The sequence below is a fragment of the Ruegeria sp. AB6 genome, from assembly GCF_056542685.1.
Window position 1 is genome coordinate 184,507 of sequence record NZ_JBQGAD010000005.1, and the last position, 15,215, is coordinate 199,721.

General features: G+C 55.8%; 10 protein-coding genes. 3 read left to right on the plus strand and 7 right to left on the minus strand.

Going from position 1 to position 15,215, the window contains the following annotated elements; all coding sequences use genetic code 11:
* Both ACR0DB_RS12585 and ACR0DB_RS12590 read right to left on the minus strand, forming a co-directional pair.
* Positions 1 to 1,125 (minus strand): MlaE family lipid ABC transporter permease subunit, encoded by a 1,125-nt coding sequence (locus ACR0DB_RS12585; protein WP_480551283.1) that lies wholly within the window; start codon positions 1,123 to 1,125, stop codon positions 1 to 3.
* A gap of 129 nt (positions 1,126 to 1,254) precedes the next feature.
* Entirely contained in the window at positions 1,255 to 1,452 is a 198-nt protein-coding gene (locus ACR0DB_RS12590; RefSeq protein WP_480551473.1) for a hypothetical protein, read from the minus strand.
* On the opposite strand from ACR0DB_RS12590, the gene ACR0DB_RS12595 reads away from it, so the two are divergent.
* The 3 genes from ACR0DB_RS12595 (at position 1,372) to ACR0DB_RS12605 (ending at position 5,526) form a co-directional block, all read left to right on the plus strand.
* A complete protein-coding gene (locus ACR0DB_RS12595; RefSeq protein ID WP_480551468.1) occupies positions 1,372 to 2,847 on the plus strand; it encodes a sulfatase-like hydrolase/transferase in 1,476 nt (491 codons plus the stop codon). The genes ACR0DB_RS12590 and ACR0DB_RS12595 overlap by 81 nt on opposite strands.
* Before the next feature lie 64 nt (positions 2,848 to 2,911).
* Positions 2,912 to 4,825 (plus strand): PAS-domain containing protein, encoded by a 1,914-nt coding sequence (locus tag ACR0DB_RS12600; protein WP_480551285.1) that lies wholly within the window; start codon positions 2,912 to 2,914, stop codon positions 4,823 to 4,825.
* Positions 4,825 to 5,526 carry a response regulator transcription factor gene (locus ACR0DB_RS12605; protein ID WP_170785802.1) on the plus strand — a complete coding sequence of 234 codons (702 nt, stop codon included), beginning with the start codon at positions 4,825 to 4,827 and terminating at the stop codon, positions 5,524 to 5,526. The genes ACR0DB_RS12600 and ACR0DB_RS12605 overlap by 1 nt, the downstream gene beginning before the upstream one ends.
* A gap of 72 nt (positions 5,527 to 5,598) precedes the next feature.
* On the opposite strand, the gene ACR0DB_RS12610 is transcribed toward ACR0DB_RS12605, so the two are convergent.
* The 5 genes from ACR0DB_RS12610 to ACR0DB_RS12630 are packed head-to-tail and all read right to left on the minus strand — an operon-like array spanning position 5,599 to position 15,118.
* On the minus strand, positions 5,599 to 6,909 hold the full coding sequence (locus ACR0DB_RS12610) for an HlyD family type I secretion periplasmic adaptor subunit (protein ID WP_480551287.1): 1,311 nt from the start codon (positions 6,907 to 6,909) through the stop codon (positions 5,599 to 5,601).
* Entirely contained in the window at positions 6,893 to 9,040 is a 2,148-nt protein-coding gene (locus tag ACR0DB_RS12615) for a type I secretion system permease/ATPase (RefSeq protein WP_480551289.1), read from the minus strand. Before ACR0DB_RS12615 ends, ACR0DB_RS12610 begins: the two co-directional genes overlap by 17 nt.
* Positions 9,037 to 10,374: a TolC family protein gene (locus ACR0DB_RS12620; RefSeq protein WP_480551291.1), complete on the minus strand. Its 1,338-nt coding sequence runs from the start codon at positions 10,372 to 10,374 to the stop codon at positions 9,037 to 9,039. Before ACR0DB_RS12620 ends, ACR0DB_RS12615 begins: the two co-directional genes overlap by 4 nt.
* Positions 10,375 to 11,184, minus strand: a complete 810-nt coding sequence (locus tag ACR0DB_RS12625) for a SapC family protein (RefSeq protein WP_480551293.1) — start codon at positions 11,182 to 11,184, stop codon at positions 10,375 to 10,377.
* 58 nt (positions 11,185 to 11,242) lie between these two features.
* Positions 11,243 to 15,118: a beta strand repeat-containing protein gene (locus ACR0DB_RS12630; protein WP_480551295.1), complete on the minus strand. Its 3,876-nt coding sequence runs from the start codon at positions 15,116 to 15,118 to the stop codon at positions 11,243 to 11,245.
* Between the last annotated feature and the right edge of the window lie 97 nt (positions 15,119 to 15,215).

Below are 15,215 nucleotides of genomic sequence, written 5' to 3' on the forward strand. Positions count from 1 at the left end.
TCAGACACCCATCACCGAAAAGAAGATGGAAAACAAGGCGTCCAACGCGATCACCATAAAAATGGATTGAACCACAGACGCCGTTGTACGCTGCCCAACGCTTTGGGCCGAGCCCTTGACCTGTAACGCCTGCCAGCAGGCAATCACCCCGATCACAAGCGCAAAGAAAGGGGCCTTGATCATGCCGATGGCAAATTGCCAGATGCCGGTGTTTTCTTTCAGACGCGTGGCGAACATGCCGGGGCTGACGCCCAGATCAATCCAGCTCATCAATCCGCCGCCGATCAGGGCCGCCATATTGGCAATGAACCCCAGAATGGGCAGCATGACCAGCAATGCCATGACGCGGGGTATGACCAGAACTTCGATCGGATCCAGGCCGAGGGTCCTCATCGCGTCAATCTCTTCTTGCACTTTCATCGACCCGATCGAGGCCGTAAAGGCCGAGCCAGAGCGGCCCGCCACGATGATGGCCGTGAGCAAAATGCCCAGTTCCCGAAGGACCGAGATCGAGATCAACTCGACCACGAAGATCTCGGCTCCGAATTGCTTCAGCTGGGTTGCGCCCTGAAACGCCAGAACCACCCCGATCAGAAAGCCCATCAGCGCGACTATTGGAATGGCGCGAAAGCCGGTTTCCTCCATTTGCGACACAAGCGCGGCACCGCGCAGTCGTCGAGGCATCATTAGGGTGCGCATCAACCGGTGCAGGGTCATCCCAAGGAATTCCAGCATCGACAGCGTGTCTTTCCACCCTCCTGCAGTCCGCTTGCCCAGACTTTCGATCCAATCTGCGAAACTGCGACTAGTGTCTTCTGCTTCCGGATCCTCGGGGATGTTGCGTGTGACCGTCTCGATCAGGTCGGAATACGCGGGCAACGCCCCTTGAAACCGCACCTCGGCTCCGGCCAGTTTCGCCCTATGCGCAAGGTCGGCAACCACCCAAGCCCCACTGGTGTCCAGCGCCTGGATTCCAGACAGATCAATGATCAGATTGCTATCGTCAGGCTTATACGCAGCAAAGCTCTGTTCGACGCTACTGAGTGTCTGAGTCAGCAAGTCTCCGGACACCCGAAGGTAAACGCCGTCGGGGCTTGTTTCCGAATTCAGGCTAGGTCGCGTCATGGCTGTATGTGATGTAAAACAGTGTGGTGCTGCAATGTAATTTTTTGGGAAGAAGCAATTTTGTCCCTGCATCATGTCGTGAATGCGACAAGCCCCAAAGCCTGATTGCGCATAGTCTATACCTATTGCTCAATTCACCTGTTCAGGACAGTGTGGCCGCAGGTTAAATTCGGGTTTGAGAGAATTGACATGCCGCAGTCGGGGAATGTCCTTTTCATTGTTATTGATCAGCTTCGGGCAGATTGTCTGAGAGGCGCTCTGGCGGATTGTATCGAGCTGCCGAATCTCAGGGCGTTGATAGCTGATGCCGTCCGCTTTGACCGCCATTTTTCCGTCACCAATCCCTGCGGGCCGTCACGGGCATCTATCCTGACCGGGCAATATGCGATGAACCACCGGTCTGTGCGCAACGGAACGCCCCTGCGGCATGACACGCCCAGCATCGCGTCGGAAATGCGAAAGGCCGGATATCGCCCGATGTTGTTCGGCTATACCGATACGTCGGCGGACCCAAGAGCCTATGATGCGTCAGACCCGATCCTCAAATCTTATGAGCATCCGATGCCGGGATTTGACGAAGTGCTGGAGATGCGGTTGGAGGAATCCTATCCTTGGCGCGCCCATCTGATGCAAAAGGGCTATGCGTTTCAGGACTATTGGGATCTTCACAAGCCAACCGCGCCCGACGGTGGCGCGCCAAGGCTGAACGATCCCGCACCTTACCGGGCCGAGGACAGCGACACAGCCTTTCTGACGGACAGCTTCCTGAACCATATGGCGCCGATGGCCGGTCAGGGCTGGTTTGCGCATTTGACCTATATCCGGCCGCATCCGCCGCTGGTGGCCCCGTCGCCCTATAACGACATGTATGATCCCGCCGCGTTGCCTTTGCCGATCCGGCACGCAGACGAGGCGAAAGATCGCGCCATGCACCCGTTCTTTGAGCCGACCATAGATCGCCATAGCGCAGGTGACGTTGTGTTGGGGTTCGATGAAGTCGAACCGAGTGATCAGAATATTCAGACATTGCGGTCCGTCTATCTGGGCCTGACCACAGAGGTCGATCACCATATTGGGCGCGTTATCCAGTTTTTGAAAGACAGTGGCCAGTATGAGCAGACGCTTATCGTAGTGACCGCAGACCATGGCGAGATGCTGGGCGATCATCATAGCTGGGGCAAAATGACGGTGTTTGACGCCGCCTATCATACGCCACTGATCATTCGGGTGCCGGGCAATCAGGCACAGGCCGGTCAGGTTGTGACCGTTCCGACCGAGTCCATTGATATCGCGCCCACCATCCTCGACTGGGTTGGCCGGACGCCGCCCAATGCGATGGACGGACGGTCATTGCTGCCCTTGCTGACGGGGGACGCGCCCGAAGATTGGCGCAATTATACCTACAGCGAACTGGATTTCGGAGATCCGCAAGCAAAAACTCTATGGCAACAGCGGCTTGGAACCGGCCATAGCGACTCGAACCTGTCCATCTTGCGCGACGCGCGGTTTACTTTGGTCGAATTTGCCGCCGACCTGCCGCCCATTCTATTCGATCACCAACAGTCCGGTGAAATGCAAAACGTAGCCAACGACCCCGCATTTGCGATCGATCTGGCCCGTTTGGGGCGGCAGATGCTACGTCACCGGATGCGCAATACGGATCATGCGCTGTCCTTGCATTCCATCACCTCGGATGGACCGAAGGTGCAAAAACGCTATTGAAACGCACTGGCGCGAATGTCGCGCCTGTGCCCTCTACACCTGTGAAAGATCCGGTGCTACGCATATGTCGGGGAGGACGGGTTTGGACTTAACTGACAAGAACATAAAGGCCATGACGACCGCAGGCCTAAACCTGATTGGTCAGGGGCTGTCGATCTATGACAGCCAGTTGCGGATGGTCGTCAGTAATCGTCCGTTTCAGGAAATGTTCGATTTGCCGGATCGCTTGGTCCAGCCCGGCGCGTTCTTTCATGACACGATCCGATATCTTGCCGAACTTGGCGAATATGGCGACGTAGCCGATGTCGATACAATCGTTGAACAGCGTGTCCAACAGGCACTTGCTTTCGAACCCCATTATATGGAACGCGTGCGGGCCAATGGGCAGGTGATCTCGGTCGAGGGGGCACCGCTTCCTAAAGGTGGCTGGGTCGCCGTTTATACCGACATAACCAACACCAAACAGGCTGAGGCCCTGTTGCGTGCCCGATCCGAGGAATTGTCCGAACAACTTCTGGACCGGGCCGAAGAATTGACAGCAACAAACCGGAAACTGGCTGCGACGATCTCGGCGCTAGAGGAAGCCAAGCGACAGTTGACCGAGATCGAAGCCCGTACCCGGATGACGACAGAAATGATGCCAGCCCATATCGCGCATCTGGATTCTGAGGGACGCTATGACTACTCGAACCGCCGTCTGAGCACCGTACTGCCTGGCCGGCCGTCCGATATACTTGGGATGCATATTTCGCAAGCGTTGGGATCGGCCACATATCTCCGGGTCGAAGCGCATTTGCAAAATGCCTATGGCGGAGAACCCTCGGTTTTCGAGTTTAACGAGGATCAGGATTCTCGTCGCATTCGGGTCTCGTTCACGCCAGATGGCGAAGGAGGCGTCTATGTCATGTCGGTGGACATCACCGAAGAAACGCAGGCCAGAGTCGCACTGCAACAAACACGCCGTCGGGCGATGGCTGCGCAGATGACCAGCGGGCTGGCGCACGATTTCTCGAACCTTTTGACGATCATTCTGGGCATACAGTCGCGGCTGCAAAAGATGGATCTGCCCGAAAGCGCCCGAGAACTGGTGGCCGCCACGCAACAGACGGCGCGCCGAGGCGGCCAGCTTCTAAACCGCATCGCCGACATGACCGGCAGCAGAACGCCGCAGCCCAAGGCAACCGATATGCGAGGTTTGTTAGAGGATTTGCGTATCCTTGCCTCACCCTCTCTGCCACGCGGCGTGGGTCTTTCGGTGGTGAATACTCTGCCCGATGAGGCGCTGATGCTGGATCCGGGCATGGTGCAGGACGCATTGCTGAACCTGGTTCTGAATGCGCGCGATGCTTGTGGCGGCTCGGGGCAGGTGACGATCAGCGCACATACGATCGGGACGATCTGGATCGAAATTGCGGTGTCCGATACCGGCCCCGGTTTCTCGCCCGAGGCGCTGGACAAGGCGCTGAACCCGTTCTTTACCACCAAGGGCGACAAAGGATCGGGCCTAGGGCTGCCAATGGTCTATGACACGGTGAAACTGGCAGGCGGCGATCTGAGCCTGCGCAACACGCCGTCCGGTGCATCCGTCGTCCTGCGCCTGCCCTATCGTCCCGCGCCGCCGGTGCAGGAAGGGTTGGTCTTGTTGGTCGAAGATAGCGATGCCTTGCGCCAGAACTTTCGCGATATGCTGATTGATCTGGGGTTCACTGTAATCGAAGCCACCTCTGCCGATGAAGCGCTGGCTTTGACCAGTGACCTGAACGACATCGCGTTGGTTTTGTCAGATATTCGGCTTGAAGGGGATGCAACCGGTTTGGACTTGCTGACACGGATGCGGTCACGTTTACCAACAATCCTGATGACATCCCTGCCATATTCCGACCCGTTGCACCGCGAAGCTCTGACGCGCGCCCCTGTTCTGCGCAAACCCTTTACGCGGGCACAACTTTCCGCCCTTCTCCGATCCGAGGTTGCTTGATGACACAGCCATTGGTCACCATCGTCGATGACGAACCTGAAATCCGCCGCATCCTGACCGATGCCCTGGAAGATGCCGGGTTCCGGACTCAAAGCTTCGCCCGAGCCCGCGAATTCGAGGCGTCGCTAAAACGCGCCACACCCGATGTCTGCCTTGTGGATCTGTCTCTGCCCGACACGGACGGCTTGGCGCTGGTGCACCGGTTGGCGTTGGAGCAAGGCGCGGCAGTCATCATCATTTCCGGCCGAGCGCAAGTTCAGGACCGCGTCACAGGGCTTGAATTGGGGGCCGATGACTATATCACCAAACCCTTTGATCCTGCCGAAGTTGTTGCGCGTATCCGCGCCCGATTGCGATCGCCGCGGGTACAGGCCGTGCAGTCGGATACGGCCCGCTTTAACGGCTGGTCGGCTTATTTCGATCGCTACATCCTTGAGAACGAGGATGGTGCGGAAACTTCGTTCAGCCATGCGGAAGGCGAAGTTCTACGACTATTTCTTGAAAGTCCTAAACGCTTGATCAGCCGCGCTCAGATGCAAGAGGCGCTGGGTGGGGGAGCCGGTGACAGTTTTGACAGGGCCATGGATGTGCGCATATCTCGGCTGCGGACGAAGCTGGGTGAAGACCCTAAAAACCCGCGTCTGATCAAGACGATTTATGGCGCAGGATATATTTTTCTGGGGGATGTCGAGTGGGCCTGATCGGACGGTCTCATAGTCGTCGAGACCCCGCTGCCCAGTTTGTACATGAGATGCAGAGGCTTTCAGACGGGACTATTCGCGAAACGCTTGGTCTTTGACTTTGACGACGGGACGCAAAACGTAGTCCAGCACGGTTTTCTTGCCCGACAAAATATCCACTTCTGCGATCATGCCTGGGATGATTTCCACTTCTACACCATTGGCATCCAAAATCGAGTGTTTGGTCTGAATTTCGACGACAAAAACCTCTTCGTCATTTCGCTCGGACCGGGTGATGGTGTTGGCCCCAATCCGCGTGATCTGGCCATCCAATGCACCATAACGGGCAAAGTCGTAGGCCGTAATCTTTACTTTGACCGGCTGCCCTGCGCGCAGAAAGGCGATATCTTCCGGTTTTACATAGGCCTCGACCAACAAGCGATCGTCGAGAGGGATAATCTCGATCAACTCTTCTCCGCTTCTGGCCAGCCCTCCGATCGTAGTACGGTAGATCCGATTAACCACGCCGCGCATTGGGGATTTGACTTGAGCACGTTCGGCACGATCCTTAAGCGCCGGTAAAAGAGGTTGTAGGGTCGCAAGTTCTGCCGTGGTGATCGCCAAATCGGTCAATGCTGCGCTTCGAAACCGGCTTTGCGCTGCTAAAATCCGATCGTCAATTTCATCCAGCCCGGTTTTCAAGCGATGTGTGATCGCAACGGCCCGTGTACGCCGCCCCTCCCATTCGGCCTCATTTCGTCGCAACGTCAGCAGTGTCGTCGCAGGTTCCATACGCTGTTCGACCAATGGTGTCATGATGGCGCGTTCCTCTGCCAGGATTTGCAAGGTTTCGTCGGCAGTTACCTGATCAACCAAGCTTTCCTCGTATTCCCGCTGACGTTGTTGTCGTTGTCGCTCCAGGATCGCGATCTCAGATCTCAACTCGGATTGCCGAGCGTCAAATAGGGCCGCTTCCGATCTGACGACTTCCGGCGCGCCTTCGACCAGCCTTGGCGCAAATCGCAATTCGGTTTCGTTTATTTCCGCCTGCAACCGGTGGACTCTGGCCATCAAGCCAAAAGCCCTTTGTTGTTCCTGGTTGAGTTGGCTGTCTATTTGCGTGGTGTCGAACTCCATCAACAATGTGCCCTCATCCACGATTTGGCCTTCTTTGACGTGCAGCGATCGCAATACGCCGGATTCTGTGGCGTCGATGAGTTGAACATTGGCTGATGGAACGATGCGCCCGTCCACGCGTGTGACGTCGTCCAACTCAGTAAAATACGCCCAGAACCCTACTGTCAGCAGGCAAGCCAGAATTGCAAACAACAACACAGAACCGCGCCAAGGAGATTGCCCCCTTATTTCATTGGCCAATGATGCAAAGTCAGGATGCTGCGACATTCAGATGCCTCCCATTGGGGCGTGGCTGCCGTGTCAAAATCGATTTTGGCCCATCTGCGGCAACCTGTCCGTTTTCGATCACGATAATCCGGTCAACAAGCGCCAGAAGGCTGGTGCGATGGGTCACGATAATCATCGTGTCGCGTTTGGTAGCGCTATGCAGGCGCTTTATGACCTCAGCCTCGGTTTTCACATCCATCGCGCTCGTGGGTTCGTCCAGTAAAAGTACTGGAGGACGGCCAATCAAAGCCCGTGCCAAGGCAATGGCTTGGCGTTGCCCACCGGACAATCCCTCGCCACGTTCGGCAAGAGGCTGGTCATAACCGCCAGGATGGTCGGCGATGAAATCTTCCACTCCGGCAACTTGCCCTGCGTCAATTAGGTCCTGATCTTGCGGCCTGATCGTGCCACTGGCAATGTTTTCACGGATCGTTCCCGAAAACAGCCATATGTCTTGAAGCACTGAACCAATGTTGCGCCGCAGGTCGCCTGGATCAATTTGTCGGATGTCTACACCATCCAGCATCACTGACCCTGCGCGGGGCTGGTAGAGACCCAGCAATAGCCGCGAGATAGTGCTTTTGCCCGACCCGATGGGGCCTAGAATTGCGACTTTTTCGCCAACTTCAATTTCGAAGGACACATCGCTGAGGGTGTCACGGGTTTGACCAGGGTAAGAAAACGAGACGTTCTTAAATGCGATACGTCCTTCAATAGTGCCACGGGTGATCCATGTCCTCCCTTGGGGACGCTCGCTTTCTGCTTCCATCAGCGCGTTCAGATTGCGGTACGCGCTGCGCGCCTGATTTGCGCGTGTCAACGTTTGCGCGAGTTGCCCCAAAGGAGCCAGAGCCCGACCGGTTAACATGACCGAGGCGACAAGGGCACCCATACTGGTCGCCCCTTCGGTGATCAGAAAGACACCATAGAACACGATCAAGACCTGGGCTGCTTGCTGAGTGAACCCTGTCAGGTTCAGAGCCAATTGAGTAATAGCTCGACTTTTTACACTGTGTGATGCCTGCCGTTCGACCGCACCTTCCCAACGGCAACGCATCTGATTGGCAGCGGCCGTCGTTTTGATGGTTTCAAGTCCCGAAACCGTTTCGACCAAAACGGATTGTTTGGATTGCCCTCCGGAAAAGCTTTGTTCGGCCAACCGGGACAAAAACGGTTGCACGGCCAGCCCCGAAAGCAACACGATTGGCACTGCCATGGCCGGTATTATGGCAAGAGGGCCACCAACAAGGTGGATGACGAATACGAACAAAGCGACAAAAGGCAGATCTACGACAGCAACCAAGGTTGCCGAGGTGAAAAACTCGCGCAGCGTTTCAAACTCGCGAACTGTGCTGGCCATAGCGCCCGTCGATCCGGTTCTGGATTTCATCTGAATGTTGAGAAGGTGATCGAAAATACGTCGTCCCATCATCCTGTCCGATTTTTGACCTGCTCGGTCGATAAACCCGGCGCGCAACAGTTTCAGGACGAAGTCGAATACCAGTGCTAGACCGACACCAAGGGTCAATGCGATCAGCGATTCAGTTGCTTCATTGGGTAGCACTCGATCATAGACCACCATGATAAAGACAGATGTGGAAAGCCCGAGCAAATTTGCCACCGCCGCCGCAAGCGCAACTTGCGCGTAGGACCAGCGGTTTGAACCAATGGCCGACCAAAACCAATGACCGGTCTCGGGTCTGAATGTCCTGTTATGATCTTCGTTGTGCACGCGCCGAAACAAAATCGCGTAGCCAGTGTAGATCGTTGCCAACTTAGCCCCTTCGATCTCGGTTATTTCGTTTCCCATCTTTGGGTCAAAAATCAGGAGATCGCCGTTTTCTGAAAAACCGTGAAAGACGACGGCGTGTTGATCTGTCAGAAGTAAAATTGCGGGCGTAAAACTACTGTCCAAATCCCCGAGCGCCCAACGCCCATAACCGGCTTGCAACCCAGCATTCTGAGCCACCTCGAGCAGGTCGTGAATGGTCAGCCCGTCGCCGTCTCCGGTTAGTGCGGCATTCAATGCAGCGCTTGTAAGTGGACGATCGAGATGAGCTGCAACATGCAAAAAACACGTTTCAAGCCCAGACGTTTTGGACGGCCCAATCAGAATTTGTTGTTGTGTCATTGTCTTGCCCCCTGGGTCACGACCTCAAGGCCGAGAAGGTCCAAAATGTCACCTGTCAAACTGAGCGCAGCATAGTTCGTCAAAAAGAAATTCTGATCTGCCAGGATCAGCCTTTCCTGAGCGTTTACATAGTCACGTTGGGCGTCGAGAATTTCGATGAGACTACGCCGACCTATGGTGAATTGCGCCCGCGCTGCCTCCACGCTGTCTTCGTTTGCCTTCGCGGCGATCTTGGCAGCTTGCAGTCGCTTGGCGCCGGCTTGCTGGTCAGAGCGAATAAAGTCAAGCTCGCGCCGGATATCTCGTATCAGCGTCTCGCGCGCGAATTCGGCTTCGCTTACTCTGGCTTCAGCGGCAGAAATCGAAGCGCGGCGCTGGCCGGTGCTATCCAGCTCATAGTTCACGGACAGGTCAATTCCGAAATCTGTGTCATCGTCATCGTCGCGGTCTGCAAAGGCAGCCAATTCAACGCCCGGACGACGGCGTGCCAAAGCCGCTGTCAAATCTGCCTTAGCGGCCAATAAGGCCGCGTCTGCTCGTCTGACCTGAGGGCTGTTCACTACAATTTCCGTGTCTGTTCGCGTCAGCTTCGGCGCCTTTGCCGGCTTCGATAGATCCCCGGCCTGTTGACCGAAGATGTCGCGGAATTGCGCTTCGGCACGGTCGATTCTGGCGCGTGCATCTGCGAGGCGTGTCTGCGCATCCGCCATTCGAGATCGCGCCGCCATGACATCCGCCGTTGATCCGGCACCAAGAAAGGACCTTTCAGTGATCTGGTGCAGGATATCTTCGTGAACTTCGACGTTTCGAACTGAAATGTTGAAAATCTCACGACGGCTGAGAACCGAAACGTACGCTTCGATTGCTGCAAGAGCTATTGCGGACCCTGTTTGCAGTTGGTCTCCCCTGCTTTCTAGGACGCGCGCTTTTGCTGCGGTTAGCTCACTGGAGGCGACCCCGCCATCATAGACGAGTTGGGAAATACGAACGTAGGGCGTGAAATTCGCAAGGTCGGAATCGGATCGTTGCGATCGAGCGCTGAGACCGAGATTTACTTGGGGAAGAAAAGCTCCACGTGCCGCTTCTTCGGTTGCGGTAGCTCTTTTATAGCGGCTTTCACTTTCTGCAAGGCTCGGGTTGTTCTCGACCGCCTGCTTAACGCGTTGCCCAAAAGACGTTCGAAGCAGGGTCAGTGAAGGAGCAGTGGCCCCGCGACCGACTGCACCAGTGGAAAGAGACGAGTCGACATAAGATAAATCCGGTCCGAAAGCGCAAGCGGTAAGCCAGCCTGAGAGGATGAAGTAAAGGACCAGTCTTCTAGGGGATAGCCGCATTTAATAACTACCGTTTTGTTGAATTTCGTTCCATTGGGCGAGGGCCATTGCGCCGAGGAAACCCGATAGATCTGAATTTTCGGTGTACGAGGTTTGGACTTGAAAAGTTGTCAGATTTCGCTCGGCGCTTGCCAGCCAAGCGCAATGAGACAACGACACTTGATGGGCGTGAACCAGCCGCAGCGTTCCATCATTGATCAGCGCCAATTTGTCTTTGTCGGTCAGGGCCGCCAGCTTTCCAGAATCTACGGTAAGAATACCTTCGGGAAATTCGATTCCTTCGTGCATTCCGGCGGATTGCAGCAAGTCAAACGTATCCAATTTATTGCAAATCGCTGCGGTTTTCTGTTCGTTTTGAGCCCGCATTTTTAAGAAGCCAAAGACCTGGCGCAGTTCAGGCGTTAGATCACCGCTGGCATTGAAGAAGGGTTCTCCATCCTGACCTACAAACCCCAGTGACTCGTCGACCAAAAGCCCCTCTGCGTTCAAGTCCTGCTTGGCTGGATCTTGACTGGTGCGCCAGCGAAAAGGAGGACAGCGCAAATCGGATGGAACATAGCCTGCCAACCATCGCCCATCATCTGAGACGAAAGGGGTGCGGGCGCCGCTTAGACTCAGCAAAGCAAAGGGGTGAATTTCAGTGCCCGCGCGCCGAAACACGATCGGAAAAGCCGCCGCAACCTGACGAATCTCTTTCTCGACGATCGGACATTCTGTGAGGTTTTGCGCAAAGCGAAAAGAGGTAAAACGTTTCCAGTATTTTCCTTGGTACCTCGAAAACGTCAGTGGAAACTGACCGTTCTGTGCCATATTCACCTCATGCGGATATAAGACACCGCCGATTTTCAAATTTGGCAGTGTCGTTGGATCAGGCGGATGCGCCAGTTGGGTCGGTGTGCAGGATATTGTCGGGGGACAAACCGCTTAGGTCGTCCAGCCCTGTGAATTCTGCAACTGTTTCAACCGATGCTGCATTTGGTGCACTGTATTCGACATGGACCAACACGCTGTCATTGCCATCTGTCGCCATGACATAGATTTCGTCACCCGCTTGCAGATCGCTCAAACTCTCGACAGCGTTTTCAATTGTGCCTGCGCTCAAATCTACCAAAACGGTCGTAAGACCCACGAAACCAGTATTTGTGCCAACGGCGTCTCCCAGTTCCAGGGTTTCGAAATTAGTTCCGTCTCCCCGCAGTGTGGTACTGTCGAACCCATTGAACATAATCGCATCTGTGACCTCAGCCTTTGCGCCGAGCGTAAAGCCCGTAATGGTGTCCACGCCGTTCGCTGCTGGCGTAGCTTCGAAGACCACGACATCCCGCCCTGCGTTCGATACGTCTATGGTGTCGTTTCCTCCGAAACCTTGCAGGAAATTATCGACGGCGTTTGCGGTGAGCGTATCGTCTCCTCCACTGCCCAATTGGTAGACCGAAGGACCACCGTCGGGCGTATCTATGGTCAGAATGATTGGTTTGGAAGGATCAACGACAGCCGCGGTAAATGTCACAACGGGTTGTGACAGGTCCGAGTAGGTCGTTGCGACCCCCGCGATGTTGACAGCTGATGCTCCGACTGGATTGGTCAGGAAAAGCCCGAAATCACTGTTCTCGGAAATGGAGGTAGGGTTGATTGTGACAACGGCCGGATCAAATCCGATTTCTGCTGTGACGGCCAGCCCGCCCGAGATATCGCGGTTCGGGTCGGCGTGAATTTGGAATATCACCGAAGAACCATCGTTGCTGACTTCCGAGATTGTGTATGCGGCGGGTAAATACGCGGTTGTTGTATCCGTTGTAGGTGCGGGATCCGGCCCACCCGTAACTGTTGCCTGAACTTGAAAAGTGAGGTCGTCACCAGCGTTTAGACCAGCAAAGTCGCTTGAAGGGACCGGCAAAGACCATGTCCCGTCTGCGCCAACCGAGGCTGTCCCCACAGGTGTTCCGTTCAGGGTTACACTAACAGTCTGTCCTGCTGTAAGACCTATCGAACTTCCAGAGACTGTGAGCCCCGTACTCTGCGCGTCTGCGAGCAAGACCGATCCGTTGGTACCCGTGGAATTCAAGGATAGTATCGGGCGGAAATCCGTCGTTATCGCTGCCGTCGCCGGTGTCGCCGGATTGCCTGCCAAATCAGCGACATTTGCGCTTATGGTGAAGGCTGTTGTGTCTGCCAGGCTGCCGAGATCTCCAGAAGGGATGGTCGCGCTCCAACTTCCCGAAGCAATCGTGGCGACATAGTCCTGACCGTTCAGAGAGACCGTAACAGTTTGCCCATCCTCAGCGGTCGTGGTGCCGGATACCGTCAGGTCCGAGCCCCTTTCCGCGATGTCCAGCGTAGATCCGACAGCTAACGGGTCAATCGCTATGACAGGCGCTGAAAAATCGGTATCGAAAGTGCTGATGTCGGATGCGGTATTGCCTGCCGTGTCGGAAACAGAGGCGGATACGGTGTAGGATTCCGTGTCTTGTAATTCAGTCAGGTCAGAAGGTGTCGCGGTAAACGACCAGCTTCCCGAATTCACAGTGGCGGTCCCTGCGACGTCTACGGTGCCATCCCCCCGGACAATTTGGACGGAAACGACAGCTCCGTCGCCCGCATCGGAGGTGCCGGAAACCACGAGGTTGGTACTAAGTTCTGCGAAGTTCAGAACAGGCCCGTCCGAAAGTGAAGTCACGTTGATTGAGGGTGCGGAAAAGTCGGTGTCAAAGCTGCTTGTGGCTCGTACAGCTGGGTTTCCGGCCTCGTCGGAAACATCAGCGGTGACGGCGATGGTTGCGCCGTCCGATAGGGCGGCTACGTCACTCGCAGGAGCAGTTGCTGTCCACGCGCCGCCAGATACCGTAGCGGTGTAGGATTGGCCTCCGAGATTGACGGTGACCGTTTGCCCGTCTTCGGCGTTGGTGGTGCCAGTGATTGTCAGATCCGTACCCTTCTCGGATGCATTCATGACAGCGCCAGCCGAAAAACTGTCGATGCTAAGGGTCGGCGCGGTGACGTCCTTGACGATGGCCGTGCTGGCTTGCGGTGCTATCAATCCATCCGTGTCAGACACATCTGCTGTGATGGAAAATGTTCCGCCATCGGTCAATGCGCCGAGATCGGATGCAGGGATAGTAACGTTCCATACTCCACTTGTGACCGTACCTGTATAGGTCTGGCCGTCCAGTGTGACGGTTACGGTTTGACCATCCTGAACATTTGCCGTCGTCCCGGAAATTGTCAGGTCTGATGTCACTTCCGCCGTGTTCAGTGCGTCGCCAACGGGGAGGGTTGCGATCGAGATCGATGGCCCGGTCAAGTCGACCGGAATAGATGCGTTGACCAAGGTAGAAATGTTGCCAGCCGCATCTGCTACTGAAACGCCAATTGCGACAGGTGTGCCGGTCGACAGTCCGCTTAGGTCCGCGGCGGGGATTGTGACAGTCCAGTTTCCTCCGGATGCGGTGCCCGTGTAGACCTGCCCATTGAAGTCAAGCGAGACTATTTCGCCATCCGCAGCCGTGGTCGTCCCGGTAATATTAAGGTCACTCCCTACGTCAATCAGGTCGATGGATCCGCCAGCTACCGGATTGAGGGTCAACGTGGGCGCGGTGAAATCCGTTTCAAAGCTGCCTGTTGCCTGTGGCGCAGGGTTGCCCGCAGCGTCTGTCACATCTGCTGTTACCGAAATAGTTGTTCCATCTGGCAAAGCTGACAAGTCTGCCGCTGGTATTGTCGCTGTCCATTGGCCTGCGTTCACCGTGGCTGAATAGACTTGTCCGTTGACGGACACCGTGATGGTTTGCCCGTTTTCAGCGTCCGAAGCTCCGGATACGGTAAGGTCGTTTCCTTGCTCAATGGCGTTCACAACCGCGCCGTGCGAGAAATCGGTTATTGCCAGCGTCGGAGCAATTGTATCGACATTGAAGGTCACGTTTTCGACCACCAGTTCGTTCCCGTAGCCGTCAAGATGACGGATCGTAACGGTGTTGACACCTTGGGGAAGGTTTGCCGCTTGGTCGGGTGTCAGTGCAACGTTCCAGCTTCCGTCTGGTTCGGGCTCCACCAATACGGAAACGGATCCGATCGACACTTCGATATCTGTTGTCCCATCGGGCGTGACCGAATTTAGTGCGGTGCTGCTCAGCGCGTTGGATTGGGCTCCTGCCAAATTCAGGTGGGGATATGTTGGTGCCGGAGCGGGATCATCGCCCCCGCCTCCGCCCCCGCCGCCTGCAGCAGCGGCCGCCCCGGCCAAACCAAGTCCACCTAGTGCGGCAGCGCCAACCCCACTGATGCCACTTGCGGCAGCCGCGCCGCCCGCTTCTGCGGCCAGGCTGAACTGCGCAATCTCAGCCACGATATCTTCCGCGATCATGATTGCACCACTATCGAGAATCTGGATGTTCTCTGCCGCCACGATCATCGATTTCCCGTTCGCCAATTTAACCAGGACATCGCCATCTTTTAGCAGTTTGACCGATCTGACACCTGGGATGGTTTCGGCGAATTGAAAGGCGTAAAGCTCTTCGATCGTGGCTTGCCCCAGAGCAGGCAGCGCCATCAGCGTTGAGCCCAACCCACCTGCAAGACCCCGACCTGCCCAGCGGCGCATTTTGTCATCAAGCCAACGACGAATCTGCGCTTTGTCCTCGACCCCGGTCACGGGGTTGTTCGCGTGGCGATTGGAATCGTGGTCTTTGGTCATCTTACCCTCACATGTGGTGTCCGCGTCCGCCCAAGGGGTCCAGCTCTTGTTCATCTGTCTTGCCCTCCAGTGACTCATGCGGTCGGACCAGAAAAAATTGAGTTAAACTGATGCCGAACTTCCCGTTTTCACCACATTTGTGCTTTGGTTT

What these genes read in the sequence shown, in the direction of transcription:
- ACR0DB_RS12600 (WP_480551285.1), top strand. Translation starts at nt 2,912, where the DNA reads ATGTCGGGGAGGACGGGTTTGGACTTAACTGACAAGAACATAAAGGCC.
- ACR0DB_RS12630 (WP_480551295.1), bottom strand. Translation starts at nt 15,118, where the DNA reads ATGAACAAGAGCTGGACCCCTTGGGCGGACGCGGACACCACATGTGAG.
- ACR0DB_RS12615 (WP_480551289.1), bottom strand. Translation starts at nt 9,040, where the DNA reads ATGACACAACAACAAATTCTGATTGGGCCGTCCAAAACGTCTGGGCTT.
- ACR0DB_RS12605 (WP_170785802.1), top strand. Translation starts at nt 4,825, where the DNA reads ATGACACAGCCATTGGTCACCATCGTCGATGACGAACCTGAAATCCGC.
- ACR0DB_RS12620 (WP_480551291.1), bottom strand. Translation starts at nt 10,374, where the DNA reads ATGCGGCTATCCCCTAGAAGACTGGTCCTTTACTTCATCCTCTCAGGC.
- ACR0DB_RS12590 (WP_480551473.1), bottom strand. Translation starts at nt 1,452, where the DNA reads ATGGCGGTCAAAGCGGACGGCATCAGCTATCAACGCCCTGAGATTCGG.
- ACR0DB_RS12625 (WP_480551293.1), bottom strand. Translation starts at nt 11,184, where the DNA reads ATGGCACAGAACGGTCAGTTTCCACTGACGTTTTCGAGGTACCAAGGA.
- ACR0DB_RS12585 (WP_480551283.1), bottom strand. Translation starts at nt 1,125, where the DNA reads ATGACGCGACCTAGCCTGAATTCGGAAACAAGCCCCGACGGCGTTTAC.
- ACR0DB_RS12610 (WP_480551287.1), bottom strand. Translation starts at nt 6,909, where the DNA reads ATGTCGCAGCATCCTGACTTTGCATCATTGGCCAATGAAATAAGGGGG.